Consider the following 18,561-nt stretch of genomic DNA (forward strand, 5'->3'; position numbering starts at 1 on the left):
AATCGCGCAAATTGACGAGAGTAAATGAAGCTATCAAATAAAACTCAAGCACTTCAGGACTTAATTGCACCTGCTGTGCAGGCTTGTAACGTAGATCTATGGGGTATTGAATTCAATCCTCAAGGTAAACGCTCCCTATTACGTATTTATATCGATAAAGATATTGATGAGAATGCAGCGCCAGTTTTAGATGAAAATGGTGAACTTGTACAGGGTCGTGGTATTGGCGTACAGGATTGTGTACGTGTGACTCAACAAGTCGGTGCAATGATGGATGTACACGATCCAATTTCGGGTGAGTATGCGCTTGAAGTGTCCTCTCCTGGTTGGGATCGTCCGTTTTTTGAACTTAAACAAATGCAGGCGTATATTGGACAGCAGGTTGCTTTGCGTCTAATTGCAGCGGTCGAAAACCGCCGTAAGTTTCAAGCAAAATTGATTTCTGTTGATCTTGAGAATGAATACATTCAAGTTGAAGTTGAAAATCAACAAGTGCTTGAAATTGATAGCGGTAATATTGATAAAGCGAATTTGATCTATCAGGATTAAACCAGATTTATTTAAATTTAACGAATAAGAATTTAAAAAGTAGGTGACTTATGGGTCGTGAAATTCTTACCGTTGCAGAGACGGTCAGTAATGAAAAAGGTGTCAGCCGCGAAGCGATTTTTGAAGCGCTTGAGCAGGCACTTGTCGCTGCAACTCGAAAAAAATATTATGACGGCACGCATGCTGAAGAAGCACAATTGCGTGTAGAAATTGATCGCAAAACAGGTGATTACAGAACGTTCCGTCAATGGACAGTCGTTGCTGATGAAGATCATGAAATGCCTGCATGTCAAGATGCAATTTCTGATATGAATCCTGAACAATGGTCAATTGGTGATGTACGTGAACTAGAAGTACCATCAATTGAGTTTGGTCGTATTGCAGCGCAGATTGCGAAACAAGTGATTGTGCAAAAAATCCGTGAAGCTGAACGTGCTTTAATTGCAGATGCTTACGAAGAAAAAGTTGGTGAGTTAATTTACGGTGAAGTGAAGAAGCAAACCAAAGATGGTTTTATTATTGATCTTGGTGAAAATGCTGAAGCATATTTATCTCGTGAAGATATGATTCCAAAAGAAATGCTTCGTCCAAAACAGCGTATTACAGCAATCCTTTATAATGTAAATCGTGAAGGTCGTGGCGCACAATTGTTGTTGTCTCGTGCTAAACCTGAAATGCTAATTGCATTGATGAAGAAAGAAATTCCAGAAATTTCTGAAGAAATCATTGAAATTAAAGGCGCGGCTCGTCAACCGGGTGTTCGTGCAAAAATTGCTGTGAAGACGAATGACCATCGTATTGATCCAGTCGGTGCGTGTATTGGTATGCGTGGAACGCGTATTCAAGCGGTTCAGTCTGAATTAAACGGTGAACGTATTGATGTTGTAGTTTGGTCTGATGATCCTGCACAGTACATTGCAAGTGCTTTAGAGCCTGCAGATGTGTCGGGTATTGTACTTGACGAAGAAGAACATACAGCGGATATTATTTTTGCAACGAGTGATCAACTTGCACGTGCAATTGGTTCACAAGGTCAAAATGTTCGCCTTGCATCTGAATTGACAGGCTTTAAGCTTAATATGATGCTTGAAGATGAATATCGTGCACGTCAGCAAAATGAGGCACAGCAATATCTTGACATGTTCGTATCTCGTTTAGATATCGAAGAAGATCTTGCAATGGCTTTAGTGGAAATGGGTTTCACTTCTTTAGAAGAGATTGCTTATGTTCCAGCTGAAACATTCGACGAAATTGAACTTGATGCAGAGCTTGTAGAATTATTACAAAGCCGTGCAAAAGAAATTGCTTTGGCGGATGCACTTCAACAGCAAGAAAATATTCAAGAACCGAGCTCAGAACTTCTAGCGATGGAAGGGATTACTTCTGAGATTGCTTATGCATTAGCCGCTCGTGGCGTAATCACTGTTGATGATCTTGCCGACCAAGCAACTGACGATATTTCTGATATCGAAGGTCTTAGTCAAGAAACAGCAGGTCAATTGATTATGAAAGCACGTGAATCATGGTTTAACTAGGAGGTCATACATGACGGATAAGTCAATTCAAGAGTTAGCAGTCAGTGTAGGTCTTCCGGTTGAAAAACTGCTTGATCAGGTTCGCGACGCAGGTCTTCCGCAAAAGAAAGCAGAAGATAAAATTACCACTGAACAGCAAGAAGCATTGGTCAGCCATTTGAAGAAGATTCATGGGCAGGATAATGTAAATGCAGGAAAAATCACGTTGAAACGTACAACTACGAGTACCGCTAAAGTTGCGAGTACTTCAGGTAAAGCCAAAACGATTAATGTTGAAATCCGTAAAAAACATACGTTTACTAAGCCTGATCCTGAACAAATTAAAGCTGAAGCTTTAGCGAAAGCGCAAGCAGAGCCAGCTGTAGAAGCGAAAACTCAAGCTGCTCCAGTGCAGAAAGAAGCTGAAAAAGCTGGAAATTCTGCAAAGGCAAGCCTTGAAAAAATGCGTGCTGCTGCAAAACAGCAAACGGCTGCAAAAGAAACACCTAAAGCAGCAGTTGTTGTAAAGCGTAAATCAAACAACAAACCAATTACTAAAGCGACTGTAAAAGCGATTGAAACGCCTGAACAGAAACGTGCACGTGATGCTGAAGCGGCAAAATTAAAAGCAACTGAAGAAGCAGCACGTAAAAAATCGGCTGAAGAAGCGCAACAGCGTACTCTTGAACAAATGCGTCAAATGGCGACGAAATATTCGTCTGAAGATGCAACTGCAACTATTCGTGTAGTTGATGATTCTCCGTTGGCTGCTGGTCTTGTAGGTCAAGCATACGAAGATTCATTTGCGAAAGAAGATCGTGATATTAAACGCGGTGCGAATACACCAACTGCACGTGCGCCTAAAAAAGGTGGACGTCGTGGTCAAGAAGAGCAAAGCTTTAGCAAGCAACCTAAACGTGGCTTGAAAACAAGTTCTTCAAATAAGCATGGTTTTGAAAAACCTGTTAAGAAACAAGTTTATGATGTTGAAATCGGTGAAACGATTGTTGTTGCTGATTTAGCTGCGAAAATGGCGATCAAAGTTCGTGAAGTTATTAAGTCACTTATGAAAATGGGTGAGCTTGTTACTCAGAACCAAGCGATTGATCAAGAAATTGCAGCGCTTATCGTTGAAGAAATGGGTCATAACCCAGTTCTTGTTTCTGATACGCAAGCTGAAGATAACTTGATGGAAGCTGCTGAAGAAGCGCGTGGTGTACAATCTACACGTGCGCCAGTTGTTACGATTATGGGTCACGTTGACCATGGTAAAACATCGCTTCTTGACCGTATTCGTCGTGCGAAAGTTGCACAAGGCGAAGCGGGTGGTATTACACAGCATATTGGTGCATATCACGTTACTACGGACAAAGGTATTATCACTTTCCTAGATACTCCAGGACATGCTGCATTTACTGCAATGCGTTCACGTGGTGCGAAAGCGACTGATATTGTGGTTCTTGTTGTTGCTGCTGATGATGGTGTTATGCCACAAACTGCGGAAGCAATTGACCATGCACGTGCTGCGGGTACGCCAATCATTGTTGCAATCAACAAGATGGATAAAGAATCTGCTGACCCAGATCGCGTATTGAACGAATTGACAACTAAGCAAATCGTACCTGAACAATGGGGTGGTGATGTTCCTGTTGCAATGGTTTCAGCGCATTCTGGTCAAGGTATCGATGAACTTCTAGACCTTATCTCAATTCAAGCTGAATTGTTAGAATTGAAAGCATCTGAAGAAGGTGCTGCACAAGGTGTTGTTATTGAAGCACGTATTGATAATAGCCGTGGTGCTGTAACGTCAATTCTTGTTCAAAACGGTACATTGAAAGTAGGTGATCTCGTTCTTGCGGGTGCATCTTACGGTCGTGTTCGTGCAATGACAGATGAAAATGGTAAGCGTATTCAATCTGCAGGTCCTTCGATTCCAGTAGAAATCTTAGGTCTTCCAGAAGCGCCTATGGCGGGTGATGAAGTTCTTGTTGTAAGTGATGAGAAAAAAGCACGTGAAGTTGCTGATGCGCGTATGGCACGTGAACGTGAACAACGTCTTGAACGTCAGTCTGCAATGCGTCTTGAAAATATCATGTCATCAATGGGCAAGAAAAATGTTCCTTATGTCAATGTTGTGCTTAAAACTGATGTACGTGGTACTTTGGAAGCGCTTACAGTTGCATTGAATGGTTTGTCTACGGATGAAGTTCGAGTACGTGTGATTGGTTCGGGCGTTGGTGCAATCACTGAGTCTGATGTAACACTTGCTGAATCTTCTGAAGCTGTATTGCTTGGCTTTAATGTTCGTGCAGATAATACTGCGCGTCAGAAAGCAGATGCTGATGGTATTGATATTCGTTATTATTCAATTATTTATCAATTGATTGATGACGTGAAAGCAGCAATGAGCGGTAAGCTTGAACCAGAACATCGTGAAACAATTCTTGGTGTGGCGCAAGTACGTGAAGTATTCCATTCAAGTAAATTTGGTGCAGCAGCAGGCTGTATGGTTCTTGAAGGTGTATTGCATCGTAACAAACCGATTCGCGTATTACGTGATGACGTGGTTGTGTTCCAAGGTGAGCTTGAATCTCTTCGTCGTTATAAAGAAGTGGTTGAAGAAGTTCGTGCAGGCATGGAATGTGGTCTTGCAGTTAAAGGTTATAAAGACATTAAACCACTCGATAAGATCGAAGTGTATGATGTTAAATTGGTTAAACGGAGTCTTTAATGGCGGGTAGTCAACGTCTCAAGCGCATGGCGGATACAGTACAACGTGAGTTGTCTGAGCTCATCCGTCAAGAGCTAAAAGATCCACGCTTAGGTGGTCTTGTAACCATCTCTGCGGTGAAAGTCAGCCCAGACTTAGGTTATGCCGAAGTTTATGTGACCGTAATGGGTCGTGAACTTGGTGATGAACAAAGTGAAGCTGCAAACAAGGAAACACTTGAGGTTTTAAATAAAGCATCAGGTTTCCTGCGTCATGAATTAAGTCGTAATATTAAGACTCGTATAACACCACGTTTGCGATTCCATTACGACAAAACCAATGCATATGGTAACTATATGTTTGGTTTGATTGCTGAAGCAGTGAAGGACTTACCTCCTACTGATGAAGCAAAAAAAGAAGATGAATAAGTTGTATTATGCTTAATAGAAAAGCCACCTTTGGGTGGCTTTTTTGTTTTTTGGGTAATGATATTCTGAGTGTTATGAGGTAGAACTCTTGCAGAAGATAAGCGTAATCTATGGATCAAAAGGAGTTTTTGTCATTAAAGAAAAGATACAATATTTCTCAAAAAACTGTTTAAAATGATTTTATATCAACAAATACAAATAAATAACTGAGGTTTATATAATGAATGCTATAAAAAAAGGTCTTCTTGCACTGACGCTTACAAGTACATTGGTATTTTCAGGTTGTGGTTATAATACTTTACAAGCCAAAGATGAATCAGTGAATGCGGCATGGTCTGAAGTTCAAAACCAATATCAACGTCGTGCCGATCTTGTGCCGAATCTAGTGAATGTTGTAAAGGGTTACGCAACACATGAAGAAAAGGTGCTTACAGAAGTGACTGAAGCACGTGCCAATGTTGCAGGCTTAAAGGTTGATAAAGAAGTTCTAGAAAATCCTGAATTATTTAAAAAGTACCAAGAAGCACAGGCGCAAATGACGAGTGCGTTGTCACGGTTACTTGCTGTGACTGAAAATTATCCAGATTTAAAAGCCAATGAACAATTCCGTGATTTACAAGTTCAACTTGAAGGTACAGAAAACCGAATTAGTACAGCACGGACACGCTATGTTGAAACTGTACAAGATTACAATACTTATGTACGTCAATTCCCGCAGGCAATGACCGCAAAAGTGATTGGAATGAAAACTAAAGAAAACTTCAGTGCCGATAGCACAGCGCAAAAAGCGCCAACAGTGAGCTTTAACTAAGTACTCAATAGTTGAGCTTGAGAGGGTGTATGTCTGATCTGAAAAATGAAATGATCAATAGAAAATCCATGAATATGATATTTTTCATCTTCATAAGTTTTTTGTTTTCTATTTTTATCTCAATTGCACATGCGGAAGTTGCAACAGCAACAGATCAAACAACGGCTGAAGATGCTGTGGTTCTAGGTAAGGTTCTACCGAATCATAACTTACCTATTCCCAATGTAACAGGGCAAAGTCAGCCGACAGCCACAGTAAATACGACTGTACCTGCACAAGAAACAACGCAGACCCAGACATTACCTCAAGTTGCCAATGATATGGCTGCGGGAGAAAATTTTCGACAATTACCTACACTAAATGCTCCAATCATTGATCAGGCAAATATTTTATCTGCGAGTGAAAAACAGCAACTCGAAAATCAAATCCGAAAGATTTATAACCAAGGTAAGGCGCAAATTGGCATTATTATTGTGTCAACGACAGGGCAAGAAAGTATTTTTGATTTTGCGATGCGTGTGGCAGAGCAGTGGAAGCTCGGTTCAGCTAAACAAGATAATGGTTTGCTTATAGCCGTTGCCGTGAATGATCGGCGTATCCACATAGCTACAGGTTATGGGCTTGAAGGAGTATTGCCCGATATTGTTGCCAGTCGAATTATTCGTAATCAAATTACACCTGCATTTAAAAATGGACAATATGGGCAAGGTTTAATTTTAGGCGTAAATGAAATTGAAAAAATTTTAAATATGGATCCTGAAACGGCACAAAAAGCTGCCGATGAATTAAAAGAGCGTCAGGCTCAAGCTGTTCATGAACAAGAAGCTAAAGATAAAGCATTAACGAGTGCATTGGTCATTTTGGTGATTGGTGTGTTGGCATCTTCATTTTTAGGTAATCGTTTAAGTGCGGCAGTTGCGGGAGTAACAGGTACGGCAGCAGGTTTGATTTATGGCGCAGGTATTATTACTAGTTTGATGATGGGTTTTGGTATTTTCTTTTTAATTTTAACTTCACTCGCACAACTTATTTTCCAAATGTTTTTATCAGGTGGTGGTCGAGGAGGGCGTGGTGGTGGCTTTGGTGGCGGAGGAGGCTATAGTGGTGGTGGTGGAGGTTTTGGTGGAGGAGGTGCATCAGGCTCATGGTAACTAAAACAGATACAACAGAACTTGTTACTGAACCGAATTTACAACAGCGTACAGTACCGAGCTTTAAGCGATGGTTGAAACACTTTGTGTATATGCCTGCATCAAAACGCTACTTTAGCAAAGTGGATCAAACTGCGATTGCAGAAGCAGTGAAACAGGCTGAAATGGGGCATTTTGGTGAAATTCAGGTGGTCATAGAAGGACATATTCCTGCATCATCAGCTTACTATCAAAATACTCGATTGCGGGCACAACAACTCTTTGCTGAAATTGGTGTATGGGATACTGAATATAACAGTGGTGTGTTGTTATATTTAAACTTGTGTGAACAACAGGTTGAAATAGTGATTGACCGTGGGATTCACCAAGCGACAGAAGCCCAAGTTTGGCAAATAATTTGTAATGCGATAACGCTCAAGCTAAAAGAAAAGCACTACAGAAAAGCTGTTATTGATGGCGTTTCTGAAATTGGGCAAGTGTTGAATCAATTTTATGATCAGCAGATGAGTAAAAATGAGAATGAGTTAACAAATAGTCCAATTATATTGAATTAAATCTAATTTTTACTGACCAAAAATGTCACTTTTTTACACAAAACTACGAAAGTACACAATTCAGAAAAAAAACCTTGAAAAGCTTAGCTAAAAAACTAGAATAAGGATTGTGTTAAAGGTTGATATGTTTTTACTCTAATATGTTGGCTTTAAAAGAAAATTGCTGAAAAGCGATAAAAATTTATAATTTGGAGAATGTTATGAAATCAGTTCAAAAGGGTTTCACCCTTATCGAGTTAATGATCGTTGTTGCGATTATCGGTATTCTTGCTGCGATTGCGATTCCACAGTACCAAAACTATATTGCTAAATCACAAGTTAGCCGTGTAATGGGTGAATTAAGCTCAATTAAAACAACAATTGAGACTTGTATTTTGGAAGGTCGTACAACTCCAATTAATACTGGTAATCCAACTAGTACACAATGTTTGGTAGGGGCTACAGAATCTAATCTTTTAGGTGCTGCAACAACTATTTATCCAGGTTTGTCTATTGATATTCCAGCTGATGCAGTATCTGAAGGTACAGTACAAGGAACATTTGGTAATAGTGCTGCAACAACTATCAAAACTAAAACTTTAACTTGGACACGTGATGTAAATGGCTCATGGTCATGTGCTACAACTGTAGATGCGAAATTTAAACCTGCAGGCTGTGCTGGTTCATAATTTAATTTGGACTTTATTGAAAAAGAAGAGGCTTAAAGCCTCTTCTTGCTTATATAATAGGAAAATGAAATATTCTTCTATGTCTCAGTTAAAGTGTATCTTGCTTAATTTACTCATTGTTTTTATTCCAAATATTTTAATGTTTCTATTGGCATATTTAGTAGGTGCAGAGAGATCATTGGTCAATGTTGATTATTTTATTACATTGTTATTTTTAGTAATTAATCAGCGAATTTTATTTGTATTGGCTTTTTTTATCATATTTTTCATTGATTTTTTAGGGATTTTTTCCCAAATTTTTCCATTTATTCGTATTTATGATATTTTTTATTTACTTAAATTTTCTTTTATTTCATCGACAACTTATAAATTATATGGATGTTTTTTAGTTTGTATCTTTATATTACAGTCTTGGTTAATCGTAAAAAATTCACAATATTTACATGCGAAAACATTGTTGGTCATGTTTAATATTTTTATTTTAATCTATGCCTATGAAGTTAACTTTCAAGAAAGCCAAAATAATACTATTAGCAGACGGAATGCTGACTACTTGGTTGTGTCGCAAACGATTAATTATATCGAATTTACCAAAAATGGCTTTGTGCAAAATTATAACAGTGAGGGCAATGCTTTTGCAGACAATAAGGTAACAGGTGCAACGGCAGACTTATTTAACACCTTGCCAACCCATCAAAAGGTTCTGCTGATTGTCAATGAATCATGGGGTGAACCAGTGAATCCTAGCATACAGCAACAAGTTCTTCAGCCATTATTATCAGACGAAAAATTACTGAATATCAAACGTGGTCGTTTAGATTTTACAGGTTTTACCATTGCAGGTGAACTACGTGAATTATGTCAAAAAAGCCCAATTCATTTTAACCTTAAAGATACTGTAAATGGCTTTGGAGGCTGTTTACCTCATCGTTTTGTCAAACATGGCTATCAAACTACCGCAGTACATGGTGCTTTAAGTTTAATGTATGATCGACGTTATTGGTATCCACGGGCAGGATTTAAAAAAATGCTGTTCCGTGATCAAGGTTTAAACTTACCAGAATCTTACTGTTATTCTTTCCCTGGTAATTGTGATCGAGATATTGCAAAAAAAATTGACCAAGAATTTCAAACTGATGGTAAACAATTTATATATTGGCTGACCTTAAATACTCATGCAACATATGATGAACGGGATTTAATGGTAGATTATTTTCAGTGTGATCAATTTAAAATTAGGCAAGATTCGATGAGTTGTAGAAATTTAAAATTACAAACACAATTTTTTGACACCTTATCTCAATTAGTAAATAGTCCTAATTTACGCGGTGCAAAAGTGATTGTGGTGGGTGATCATGAACCGCCAATTATTGAAAATGAGACTTCTGTATATAAAGTCAGTACAGTTCCATTTATTGAATTTGAAGTGGCTGATGTTGGGCAATAATAAATATATAGAACGTGTAAAGAGATAGGTTAGTCAGGTAGCAATGATGAATAAAAACTACATAAAAATGTTTATATTTGTGCTGTTCTCTTTGGTGGTTATTATGGGAACCGCTCACTATATTTTAATTGATCGTATTGGGTTTTGGCGCATGGTCTATCCTTTACAAGCGCAATTTGCACGTTGGAATATTCGATGTAGTGAAAATGCTCCAGATTGGATGCAAGACAGTTTAAAATATATAATTCGCAATCAGAAAAATTTATCTAATCAAATTGCTTATTTAGATCACCAAAAAAAATTACATACCTGTGAAAGTGGTTGGAAAGGGATAGTGATTTTTTCAGAACATTTAACTGTTAATGATCGTTTTCGTTATGCCAGTATGACTAAATTAGTGACCAATGATGCTATTCTTCAGTTGATACGGCAAAAGAAATTGCAACTTAACGATAAAATGGTCAGTTTTTTTGATGAATTAAATGCTGAAGATTTTAAAGATGCACGAGTTAAAGATATTACAATTGGAGATTTATTACAACAACGTTCCGGCTTTGACCGTATGCAAAGTGAGGATGTGGTCTTTGCTATGAATAAAAAACCGTGGTGTCCAAGCAAATTAATGCAATTGGTGAAATTAAAATTGGATTTTGATCCCAATCAAAAATATGCCTATGATAATCGTAATACTTGTCTATTGGGGGCGGTAATTGAGCGTGTAACAGGGCAGCCTTATCGAAACTATATTCAGGATCAGTATCAGCTTGAGTCAAGAAATATTAAATTTATTAGAAATTTTTACTATCCAGATGAAGTGAATTATGATTTTAGAAATAATGATTTTTGGATGCCATCTCAAGATTTATCATTCGATTTTAATGCATTATCTTCTTCCGCAGGATTGTCAGGTAGCGCAGAAGCACTAGTTAAGCTGATTGATCCTATGTTGGTACAATCTCCTTTAAGTATTATGTCAATTGCACAAGATAATTTAGCACAGTGTCAAATTTTTACTTTTAAGTCCTGTAATGGTTATGGTATGTGGCAGTATAAACCTACAGCGCAACAACCTGTAATGTATTTTAGAAATGGTGGATTTCCTGCGGTCACTTCATTGGCAGTGGTGACTGAAGATAAACGCGTAATGGTTTGGATTGGAAATGGTGCAACATTGTATGGTCAAAATCATGATGAAAACATGTTAGAAAAATATTTTTATAGTATTTTACTACAAAAATAATATGATTGAGTCAAATTATTTTATGAAAAATTAATTAAATTAATATAAGTGGTTTTTATCTAATATTGAGTGTTTTATAATAGAGCAATCGAAAATTTAGTATCAAAAAATGACAAAACGTATTCACTTTTTTTTGGGGCATTTAAGTAGTTCGGTAATAGCTGCGCTGATAATTTTAACCCTTGTATTTTTTGTTTGGTATCCTGCACCTTTGGCACAGGCTGAAGGTGTGACTCATATCTTTTTACTGCTGATAGCAATTGATGTAATAGTTGGACCGCTTTTAACTTTATTAGTGTATAAGGAAGGCAAAAAAACCTTAAAAATGGATTTAAGCGTTATTATTGTTATGCAAGTGATGGCTTTAAGTTATGGTATGTACAGTATTATCCAATCACGCCCTGTTTGGATTGCACAAAATGGAGATATATTCCAATTAGTGCGCGCTAATGTAGTGGATAAAGCAAACCAAAATCAAGCCAAACCAGAATATCAACATAATGGTTGGTTTAAACCTCAGTGGGTTGCTGTGGATGAAACCAATTCAAAATATGAAAGTTATGGTGAACAAACGCTTGTTCCAAATTTATATACAAACTTAAGTCATGCAAATACACGAATTATACGAAACTCTCAACCTCTAGCAACTTTAAATCAATTTAATGACCCTAGAGAGGTGCAAAAAATTTTACAACAGTATCCAATAGCAACAACATGGATGCCTTTACGTACAACGGATTTAGGTGTCACAGTATTGGTTGATGCTCAAGGCGCAGTTGTAAAAGTAGTTAATTTACGTCCTTGGAGGGAGTAATTTATATTCTATTTGATTATGAAATGACAAAAGTTGACACTATTTAACATTCTTGTGATATTTGTTATGTATTTATAGCTAAATGTTAAATTTATATTATCATTTAAATAATATTTTAATATAAAAGCTGATTGTTGTCATGAAGCATAATTTTGGTTTTACACTTATTGAGTTAATGATTGTTATTGCAATTATTGGTGTTATTAGTGCTATCGTAATTCCTATGTACCAAAATTATGTTGTTAAATCTCAGATTACATCAGCAATAGCTGAATTAAATGGCGCTCGTCCTCAATATGAATTAATTATAAATGATGGATCAGCCTCGAATGCACCTAGTTTTACAGTTGATAATATGTTTTTTTCTACTACATCAAATATATGTAAATATGTTGTTTATGCTCCTGTTATTGGTGTTTCAAATCCGGCTTTGGAGTGTAAGCTAATAAATGTCAGTTCTATTTTAAAAGGGCAATCAGTGTATTTAAACAGAGTAAAAGATGGTACGTGGCTATGTAGTACTTCTATTGGAATTGAAAAAAAATATAAGCCTGTTTATTGCATATAAAGATTGATTTCTTGTTTTAATAATCTAAGTCTCTTAAAAACTGCATGTATAATACCCGCAGTTTTTTTATTCCGCATCCCCCAATGAAAGCCTACTTCTATACGCTATCCGTTATGCTCTTTGTTGTAGCATGCTTGTTGCCGTTTCATAAAACTCCTTGGACAACATTTGGTAGTGAAATGCTGACTTTTTTGTCAGCTTGTGCACTAGTTTTAGCAACGATTTACAAAGAAAAATTTAGTATTGCAAAACCACAATGGTTGCTTGCACTATTTTTAACGATACCAACAATACAACTACTCGCAGGGCAGATTCTATATTTTAGTAATGCACTACTTTGTACTGCTTATATCTTATTTTTCTGGGTCATGATCGTGACTGGCTATAACCTTGCACAGCAGCAAGGACGAGTCAAAGTTTTTAAACTTTTTAGTAGTGTGGTTATCATCATTGGTTTGCTTTCATGTGTAATTGCAATTTTACAGTGGTTACAACTCAATACTGCATTTTATCCGTATATGAACATCTTAAAGGGTAATCGTCCATACGCTAATTTTGCTCAACCGAATAATCTAGCAACATTTTTAACCATAGGATTGTTTGGAGTATTATATTTTTATGAAAAACGCATTGCTCCAAGTCTTGTACTTGTCCCTATGGCTTTGATTTTTATCTTAACGATTGCACTAACTCAGTCTAGAACAGCTTGGGTGGTATGCTTATTTACACTTGGTTATTTAGCGATTAAACAATTTGGACAAGCAAAGCGATTTGGATTTCTTAAATTGCTTACTTGGGTTGGTCTTTTCATCGGGATTATTTTTGTTTTACCATCATTAAATCAATTGATTGAAAGTATTTCACCTGCTCAGGTGACTGAAACAGTGTCTGTTGTAGAGAGAGCATCTTCTGGTTATTTACGTTTAGATATGTGGAATCAGGCTTTAGTTGCGATTACACAGCATCCTTGGGTGGGCTATGGTTGGAATCAGACAGGAATGGCACAAATTGCAGCATTCGATTTGTATCCATCCCATGAGTGGTATAAGAGCGCACATAACATTGTTTTAGATTTACTCATTTGGAATGGTATTCCATTGGGTGGTCTAATCTTACTGTATTTTACAGGATGGTTATATTGGCTGAATAAGGGTGTGCGTGATATTGAGTCAATTGTTGCAACGCTTATGGTCTGCGCTATTCTGATTCATGCAATGTTGGAATACCCAATTCACTATGCTTATTTTTTATTGCCTATGGGATTTTTACTCGGTTTTATCCAGTCACAATATAAAGATTTACCTGAATTTAATTTAAAGCCTGCCATTGTGTATGGGTTTGCAATCCTGAGTTTAATTGTTTGTGCAATGGTTTATCGTGATTATGGCTTGTATAAACAGCAAAGTGTTTTGGTCAATAAGAAGCAACCTTTGACTGTGGAACAGCAACAAGTTCTTGATCAAAAGCTTTGGATCTTGACGCAGTTTAATGATCGTATTTGGTGGGTTGGTTTAAATTCTGCAACGAAATTAAGTGAGCCTGAACTAGAGCATATCCGTTTAATGGTAGCGAACTTAGCTTCTCGTTATGATATTGAAAAATATGCTCAAGTCTTAGCGTATAACGGTAAAGTCAAAGAGGCTCAACATCAATTGTGGATTCTCAAAACGTTGCATGGGCTTGATAAAAAGTATGAAGATTTACTACCAAGCTCGACTGTTAAATAAGTTATTGTACGCCTTGATATAAAAAATCCCCAATTGTTTGGGGATTTTTTATATTTGGCAATCGAAAATTACATTTGGCTTTGAATGTAATTTTCAATGCTAACTGACTCAATCAGATCAAGCTGAGTGGTGAGCCAATCCCAATATTCTTCTTCTTTTTCTAGAATTTCCTGAATCAAATCACGCGTAACGTAATCTAAACTTTTTTCAGCTAAATCAACGGTAATTTTGAGGGCTTCAATATTTTCTTTAACTTTACGTATATCGCAGGTAAGTACTTCGGCAGTATGTTGCCCAATATATAATTTACCCAAATGCTGTAAATTTGGTAAACCTTCAAGAAATAAAATACGCTCAATAATTTTATCTGCATGTTTCATTTGACGAATTGATTCTTTATATTCAGCAGAACCCAATTGCTCAATACCCCAGTCATTAAACATACGTGAATGTAAAAAATATTGGTTAATAGCTGTGAGGTGATGATAAAGCACTTGATTGAGTTGTTGAATGACATCGCGATTGCCTTTCATGGTCAAAGCTCCTTTCGAATTATATTGAGCCTTAAAAATTAAGGCAGATCTTGAGCTTATATTAGCGTGCTTTGCATAGGCTTAGAAGTGATTTATAGAACGGCAAATGAAAATCGCAATCAAACGCATAAAAGACTGTAATCAATTAAAAAAGAAAGTGTGTGTTCAGATAAAAAATAACCCGCTCTGAGTCGGAGCGGGGGAGGAAGATGATCCGTGGATCATAGAAAACTTAAATTATTATTGGTTATAGTTAAAATTTATTCATTAAGCTGCAATTGATATGCGCCCAGCAATTTCAGCTAACTCTTCATTGATAATACTTTTTGCTTCGGGTGCGCAGCGACCACAACATGTGCCAAGATCAAGCAAGTCGCGAATTTCACGATAGCTTTCAGCGCCATTTGCAACGGCGTCTTTAATATCTTGATCTGTAATGCCACGACACAAACAAACGTACATGAGAATGAACCACAGTATTAAATGCGATAATAGATATTATTGATAATTATTATCGTTTGTCAATGAAATTCATTTAGATATATGTAAATATTAATTGAGTTTTTAGATAAAAAAATACCACCTGATTGGTGGTATTTTTTTATTCAATATAATCAATAATTTATTTTTTGATCAGTTTTATATTATGGATTGATGATCACAATACCATCCATTTCAACCAGTGCATTCTTTGGTAGGCTTGCAACACCTAATGCTGCACGTGCAGGATAAGGTTGAGCAAAATATTCGCCCATAATTTGGTTGACCAATTGGAAATTCGATAAGTCGGTTAAAAAAATGTTGAGCTTTGCAATATCTGCAAGCGAGCCACCCGCAGCTTCACAAACTGCTTTTAAGTTATCAAAAACACGACGGATTTGTGCTTCAATGCCTTCAACCAATTCCATGCTGTATGGATCTAAACCGATTTGACCTGAAAGATACAGTGTATTGCCGACTAAAATCGCTTGGGAGTAGGTACCAATTGCTGCGGGTGCATTTTCTGTATGGATCACTTGGCGGGACATTGACTTCTCCTTAGTTTCAACTCAATCCATCATAAGCGATGGATTGTATTCATGAAAGCATCAATTGTTTAAAATGATGGAACCATGGGTCAGACTGCTTTGGAAATCTCAGGTAGCGATACAGGCATAGCTAACCGTGATATGCGTGGGAAACCAAATTGCATGCGTAACTCACGAATAATTTGTGCGATCTGACGGCGATTGTTTACGACAATGTCGACATAGGTTTTATTTTCATGCGTGCGAACAGATTCAACCCCAGTTTTAGATTTTCTACATAAATAGATCAGTTCTGAAATTTGTTCATCATTGAGCACCATTTCAATGCTTAAATAAGCAGTGAAGTTGACGTCTTCATCTTCTGCTGTCCATTGAAGTGGCATGATATTTTCAGGATGTAGATGCTGTTCATGTAATAAATTATGACAACGTGCACGGTGCACAATGAGTCCACGACGTGATAAATGCCCTTGGATTGGGTCACCCTGCACAGGGTTACAACAGTGGGCATATTTAACATCTACGCCCTCAGTACCCTGAATTAAACGATTTGAGTGTACTTGTCCATCATTTTGCGTTTGAACAAATAAATGATTTGCGACCAATTGAGGTAATAAATCACCAACAGCGATTTGCTCAAATAAAGTATCTTTATTTGGGATATGACGCCATTCGAGTAAATCTGCCCAATCTTCATCGGATAAGTCTTTAATTGAGCGATTAAAGAGTTTTAGAGCACGATTTAAGGCTTGTTGTCCAACGAGGCGTTGTTCATCAATATCTTGTTCACGCAAAATATTTTGAATAGAGCGACGAGCTTTTTGAGTATTGACGAAACTCAGCCAATCTGGATTAGGGGTTGCAAGTACATCGGTAATGACCTCGATGACTTGACCACTTTGTAAGGGCGTTGAAAGTGGTTTAAGTTCACCATTAATTTTTGCACCAACGGCATGATTACCTAAAAATAAACTTGCAGAATAGGCAAAGTCCACTGCTGTTGCACCTTGTGGTAATTCGTGGAGTTGCCCGTGCGGTGTGTAGACCCAAATTTTTTCTTGATGTAAGTAATCAAGTAAATCGCTAAATGTCGTTTTAGCACATTCTCCACCAACCAATAGGTTGAGATTTTTCATTGATGCTTGAATAGCTGAGCGACAAGCTTGAGGTGCATTTTCACCGAGTACAACACCAAAACGAGCAGCTTTACGCATAAGTTCAGTTTGTATCGTTAGCGATAATGTGGTTTTCTCACCTTTTAGCCGTAATATCAGTGATTGATTACCACCAGGAAGTGGACGTCGGATATGATCTTGATAGCTAATGATTTGGAAATTTTCACGTAGAGCTTCAACTAAGCGATCACAATCTGCGATGCTCTGTAAAATGATTTCAAAAGCATGACTATGGGTAAGTTCTTGTAAATCAATTTCATTTTTTACAAAATGACGTAAAAGCTCAATATTATTATTTTTCTTTTTAATACGACCTTGTAGGTTGTAAACATTGAGTAGGTCAGCTAATTTTTGTTCCCAAACCGTTTGGTATTGACAACGTTCAGGTTTGGTTTTGAGTAAATTTTCTTGGACATTGTTATACATGTCGAGGTCAAGATTTTGATAACACAGATGTTCAAGGTTATCTGCCATTTCATTCATACCAACAAGACGTGCCATAGGTACAAAGATATCAAAGGTTTCTTGTGCAATACGTGCACGCTTATCTGGGCGTAATGCACCAAGCGTAGTCATATTATGATAGCGATCTGCAAGTTTAATAATAATGACACGTGGATCTTGTAGTGTAGCTTGCAGAATTTTTCGGAAACTTGCCGCTTTGTTATATTCTTTATCGCTTGAATGGCTAAGTTTAGTCACACCATCAACCAGTTCAGCAACTGTACGTCCAAATTTATTGGCAATATCATCCTTACTGAAATCAGTGTCTTCAATCACGTCATGTAGTAGAGCAGCCATGAGTGTTTCGGCATCCATACGCATATGAGCAAGGATGCAGCTGACTGCAATTGGATGCAGAATGTAAGGTTCACCACTTTTACGGGTAATACCGTCGTGTGCTAGATCGGCATAATCACAGGCCAAAAGAACTCGCTCGATTTCGCTTGGTTGAAGATAAGCGTCGATAATTATATTGAGCTGTTGTTTGGCTTGGCTGACCTGTGGGCCTGGCATAAAACACCTATTAAAAATCTAAAAACTGACAACATTTTTTCAATCTAACAATGAAAACGATCTTGGCGTGCTTGTCAATTTTTTAAAAGAGGGAAACATTATTTTTTTTAACAAATATTTGTTAATTTGTCTAATGATTCACAATATTTTTTTAAATAAAAAAGCCTGGTTAGAAAACCAGGCTTTTAAGACCGTTTACTCTTATTGGAAAGAGAAACCATCTAAATTCAAACTGCTTGCAGAAAGTGCCATATCAAGACTAGACGTTTGATAATCCTGCTCACGTTGTTTTAGGATATCTTTGTTGACATGACCAACTGCAATTTCACGTAAAGCTACAACAGTAGGTTTATCATTATCCCATTCAACAGTAGGTTCAATGCCTTGACGTGCCAATTGACGCGCGCGTTTGCTTGCCACAAGTACAAGCTCAAAGCGGTTGTCTACATGGTCTAAACAATCTTCAACAGTTACGCGTGCCATAGGGATTCTCGTTATGGGTAAATTTTAAATAGACTGCTCAGTATAAAATGCTTTCACTATAGACTCAAGGTTTTCTATGATTGATACTCTTTTTGATATATCAATCTATTGAATCTATAGGAAAAATAAATTATTTCTGTTCAA

18 protein-coding genes are annotated in these 18,561 nt (G+C 37.2%); 13 read left to right on the forward strand and 5 right to left on the reverse strand.

Translation table 11 applies throughout. From position 1 onward, the window contains the following. Window positions 1–24 precede the first annotated feature (24 nt). The 13 genes from rimP (at window position 25) to FW754_RS11825 (ending at window position 14,181) form a co-directional block, all read left to right on the forward strand. Window positions 25–549, forward strand: coding sequence for a ribosome maturation factor RimP (gene rimP / locus FW754_RS11765; RefSeq protein WP_409511940.1), 525 nt, complete (start codon window positions 25–27; stop codon window positions 547–549). Between the two features lie 50 nt (window positions 550–599). Next, window positions 600–2,084: a transcription termination factor NusA gene (gene nusA / locus FW754_RS11770; protein ID WP_409511941.1), complete on the forward strand. Its 1,485-nt coding sequence runs from the start codon at window positions 600–602 to the stop codon at window positions 2,082–2,084. Between the two features lie 10 nt (window positions 2,085–2,094). After that, complete coding sequence (infB, locus tag FW754_RS11775; RefSeq protein WP_409511942.1) at window positions 2,095–4,794, forward strand: translation initiation factor IF-2; 2,700 nt, start codon at window positions 2,095–2,097, stop codon at window positions 4,792–4,794. Further along, entirely contained in the window at window positions 4,794–5,201 is a 408-nt protein-coding gene (locus FW754_RS11780) for a ribosome-binding factor A (protein WP_419347664.1), read from the forward strand. The genes infB and FW754_RS11780 overlap by 1 nt, the downstream gene beginning before the upstream one ends. A gap of 220 nt (window positions 5,202–5,421) precedes the next feature. After that, window positions 5,422–6,012, forward strand: coding sequence for a LemA family protein (locus FW754_RS11785; protein ID WP_409511944.1), 591 nt, complete (start codon window positions 5,422–5,424; stop codon window positions 6,010–6,012). 68 nt (window positions 6,013–6,080) lie between these two features. Further along, on the forward strand, window positions 6,081–7,163 hold the full coding sequence (locus tag FW754_RS11790; protein ID WP_446324742.1) for a TPM domain-containing protein: 1,083 nt from the start codon (window positions 6,081–6,083) through the stop codon (window positions 7,161–7,163). Then, the gene (locus FW754_RS11795) at window positions 7,157–7,717 is read left to right on the forward strand and encodes a TPM domain-containing protein (protein WP_446324743.1); all 561 of its coding nucleotides are present in this window, start codon (window positions 7,157–7,159) and stop codon (window positions 7,715–7,717) included. Before FW754_RS11790 ends, FW754_RS11795 begins: the two co-directional genes overlap by 7 nt. 200 nt (window positions 7,718–7,917) lie before the next feature. Next, window positions 7,918–8,385 carry a pilin gene (locus tag FW754_RS11800; protein WP_446324744.1) on the forward strand — a complete coding sequence of 156 codons (468 nt, stop codon included), beginning with the start codon at window positions 7,918–7,920 and terminating at the stop codon, window positions 8,383–8,385. Between the two features lie 79 nt (window positions 8,386–8,464). Beyond that, window positions 8,465–9,832, forward strand: a complete 1,368-nt coding sequence (locus tag FW754_RS11805; protein WP_446324745.1) for a sulfatase-like hydrolase/transferase — start codon at window positions 8,465–8,467, stop codon at window positions 9,830–9,832. A gap of 103 nt (window positions 9,833–9,935) precedes the next feature. Next, on the forward strand, window positions 9,936–11,072 hold the full coding sequence (locus tag FW754_RS11810; RefSeq protein ID WP_446324746.1) for a serine hydrolase: 1,137 nt from the start codon (window positions 9,936–9,938) through the stop codon (window positions 11,070–11,072). Window positions 11,073–11,181: 109 nt separating this feature from the next. Then, window positions 11,182–11,886: a TfpX/TfpZ family type IV pilin accessory protein gene (tfpZ, locus tag FW754_RS11815; RefSeq protein WP_446324747.1), complete on the forward strand. Its 705-nt coding sequence runs from the start codon at window positions 11,182–11,184 to the stop codon at window positions 11,884–11,886. 139 nt (window positions 11,887–12,025) lie between these two features. Further along, entirely contained in the window at window positions 12,026–12,454 is a 429-nt protein-coding gene (locus FW754_RS11820; protein ID WP_446324748.1) for a pilin, read from the forward strand. Between the two features lie 83 nt (window positions 12,455–12,537). Continuing rightward, window positions 12,538–14,181: a Wzy polymerase domain-containing protein gene (locus tag FW754_RS11825; protein WP_446324796.1), complete on the forward strand. Its 1,644-nt coding sequence runs from the start codon at window positions 12,538–12,540 to the stop codon at window positions 14,179–14,181. Between the two features lie 68 nt (window positions 14,182–14,249). On the opposite strand, the gene bfr is transcribed toward FW754_RS11825, so the two are convergent. From bfr to rpoZ, 5 genes are all read right to left on the reverse strand, one after another. Continuing rightward, window positions 14,250–14,714, reverse strand: coding sequence for a heteropolymeric bacterioferritin subunit Bfr (gene bfr / locus FW754_RS11830; RefSeq protein WP_419347687.1), 465 nt, complete (start codon window positions 14,712–14,714; stop codon window positions 14,250–14,252). Window positions 14,715–14,981: 267 nt separating this feature from the next. Further along, complete coding sequence (locus FW754_RS11835; protein ID WP_409511952.1) at window positions 14,982–15,176, reverse strand: bacterioferritin-associated ferredoxin; 195 nt, start codon at window positions 15,174–15,176, stop codon at window positions 14,982–14,984. A gap of 182 nt (window positions 15,177–15,358) precedes the next feature. After that, a complete protein-coding gene (locus tag FW754_RS11840; RefSeq protein ID WP_446324749.1) occupies window positions 15,359–15,742 on the reverse strand; it encodes a RidA family protein in 384 nt (127 codons plus the stop codon). Window positions 15,743–15,831: 89 nt separating this feature from the next. Then, the gene (locus FW754_RS11845) at window positions 15,832–17,934 is read right to left on the reverse strand and encodes a RelA/SpoT family protein (protein ID WP_409511954.1); all 2,103 of its coding nucleotides are present in this window, start codon (window positions 17,932–17,934) and stop codon (window positions 15,832–15,834) included. Between the two features lie 201 nt (window positions 17,935–18,135). Then, window positions 18,136–18,417 carry a DNA-directed RNA polymerase subunit omega gene (rpoZ, locus tag FW754_RS11850; RefSeq protein ID WP_409511955.1) on the reverse strand — a complete coding sequence of 94 codons (282 nt, stop codon included), beginning with the start codon at window positions 18,415–18,417 and terminating at the stop codon, window positions 18,136–18,138. Window positions 18,418–18,561 lie beyond the last annotated feature (144 nt).

The organism is Acinetobacter sp. 1207_04 (genome assembly GCF_052850415.1).

Bases quoted from the DNA above. Each gene is read 5' to 3' on its own strand.
- FW754_RS11785 (WP_409511944.1), top strand. From the start codon at position 5,422: ATGAATGCTATAAAAAAAGGTCTTCTTGCACTGACGCTTACAAGTACA.
- FW754_RS11795 (WP_446324743.1), top strand. From the start codon at position 7,157: ATGGTAACTAAAACAGATACAACAGAACTTGTTACTGAACCGAATTTA.
- FW754_RS11840 (WP_446324749.1), bottom strand. From the start codon at position 15,742: ATGTCCCGCCAAGTGATCCATACAGAAAATGCACCCGCAGCAATTGGT.
- FW754_RS11835 (WP_409511952.1), bottom strand. From the start codon at position 15,176: ATGTACGTTTGTTTGTGTCGTGGCATTACAGATCAAGATATTAAAGAC.
- infB (WP_409511942.1), top strand. From the start codon at position 2,095: ATGACGGATAAGTCAATTCAAGAGTTAGCAGTCAGTGTAGGTCTTCCG.
- tfpZ (WP_446324747.1), top strand. From the start codon at position 11,182: ATGACAAAACGTATTCACTTTTTTTTGGGGCATTTAAGTAGTTCGGTA.
- FW754_RS11790 (WP_446324742.1), top strand. From the start codon at position 6,081: ATGAATATGATATTTTTCATCTTCATAAGTTTTTTGTTTTCTATTTTT.
- rimP (WP_409511940.1), top strand. From the start codon at position 25: ATGAAGCTATCAAATAAAACTCAAGCACTTCAGGACTTAATTGCACCT.
- FW754_RS11820 (WP_446324748.1), top strand. From the start codon at position 12,026: ATGAAGCATAATTTTGGTTTTACACTTATTGAGTTAATGATTGTTATT.
- FW754_RS11825 (WP_446324796.1), top strand. From the start codon at position 12,538: ATGAAAGCCTACTTCTATACGCTATCCGTTATGCTCTTTGTTGTAGCA.
- FW754_RS11800 (WP_446324744.1), top strand. From the start codon at position 7,918: ATGAAATCAGTTCAAAAGGGTTTCACCCTTATCGAGTTAATGATCGTT.
- FW754_RS11780 (WP_419347664.1), top strand. From the start codon at position 4,794: ATGGCGGGTAGTCAACGTCTCAAGCGCATGGCGGATACAGTACAACGT.
- bfr (WP_419347687.1), bottom strand. From the start codon at position 14,714: ATGAAAGGCAATCGCGATGTCATTCAACAACTCAATCAAGTGCTTTAT.
- FW754_RS11805 (WP_446324745.1), top strand. From the start codon at position 8,465: ATGTCTCAGTTAAAGTGTATCTTGCTTAATTTACTCATTGTTTTTATT.
- FW754_RS11845 (WP_409511954.1), bottom strand. From the start codon at position 17,934: ATGCCAGGCCCACAGGTCAGCCAAGCCAAACAACAGCTCAATATAATT.
- rpoZ (WP_409511955.1), bottom strand. From the start codon at position 18,417: ATGGCACGCGTAACTGTTGAAGATTGTTTAGACCATGTAGACAACCGC.
- FW754_RS11810 (WP_446324746.1), top strand. From the start codon at position 9,936: ATGGGAACCGCTCACTATATTTTAATTGATCGTATTGGGTTTTGGCGC.
- nusA (WP_409511941.1), top strand. From the start codon at position 600: ATGGGTCGTGAAATTCTTACCGTTGCAGAGACGGTCAGTAATGAAAAA.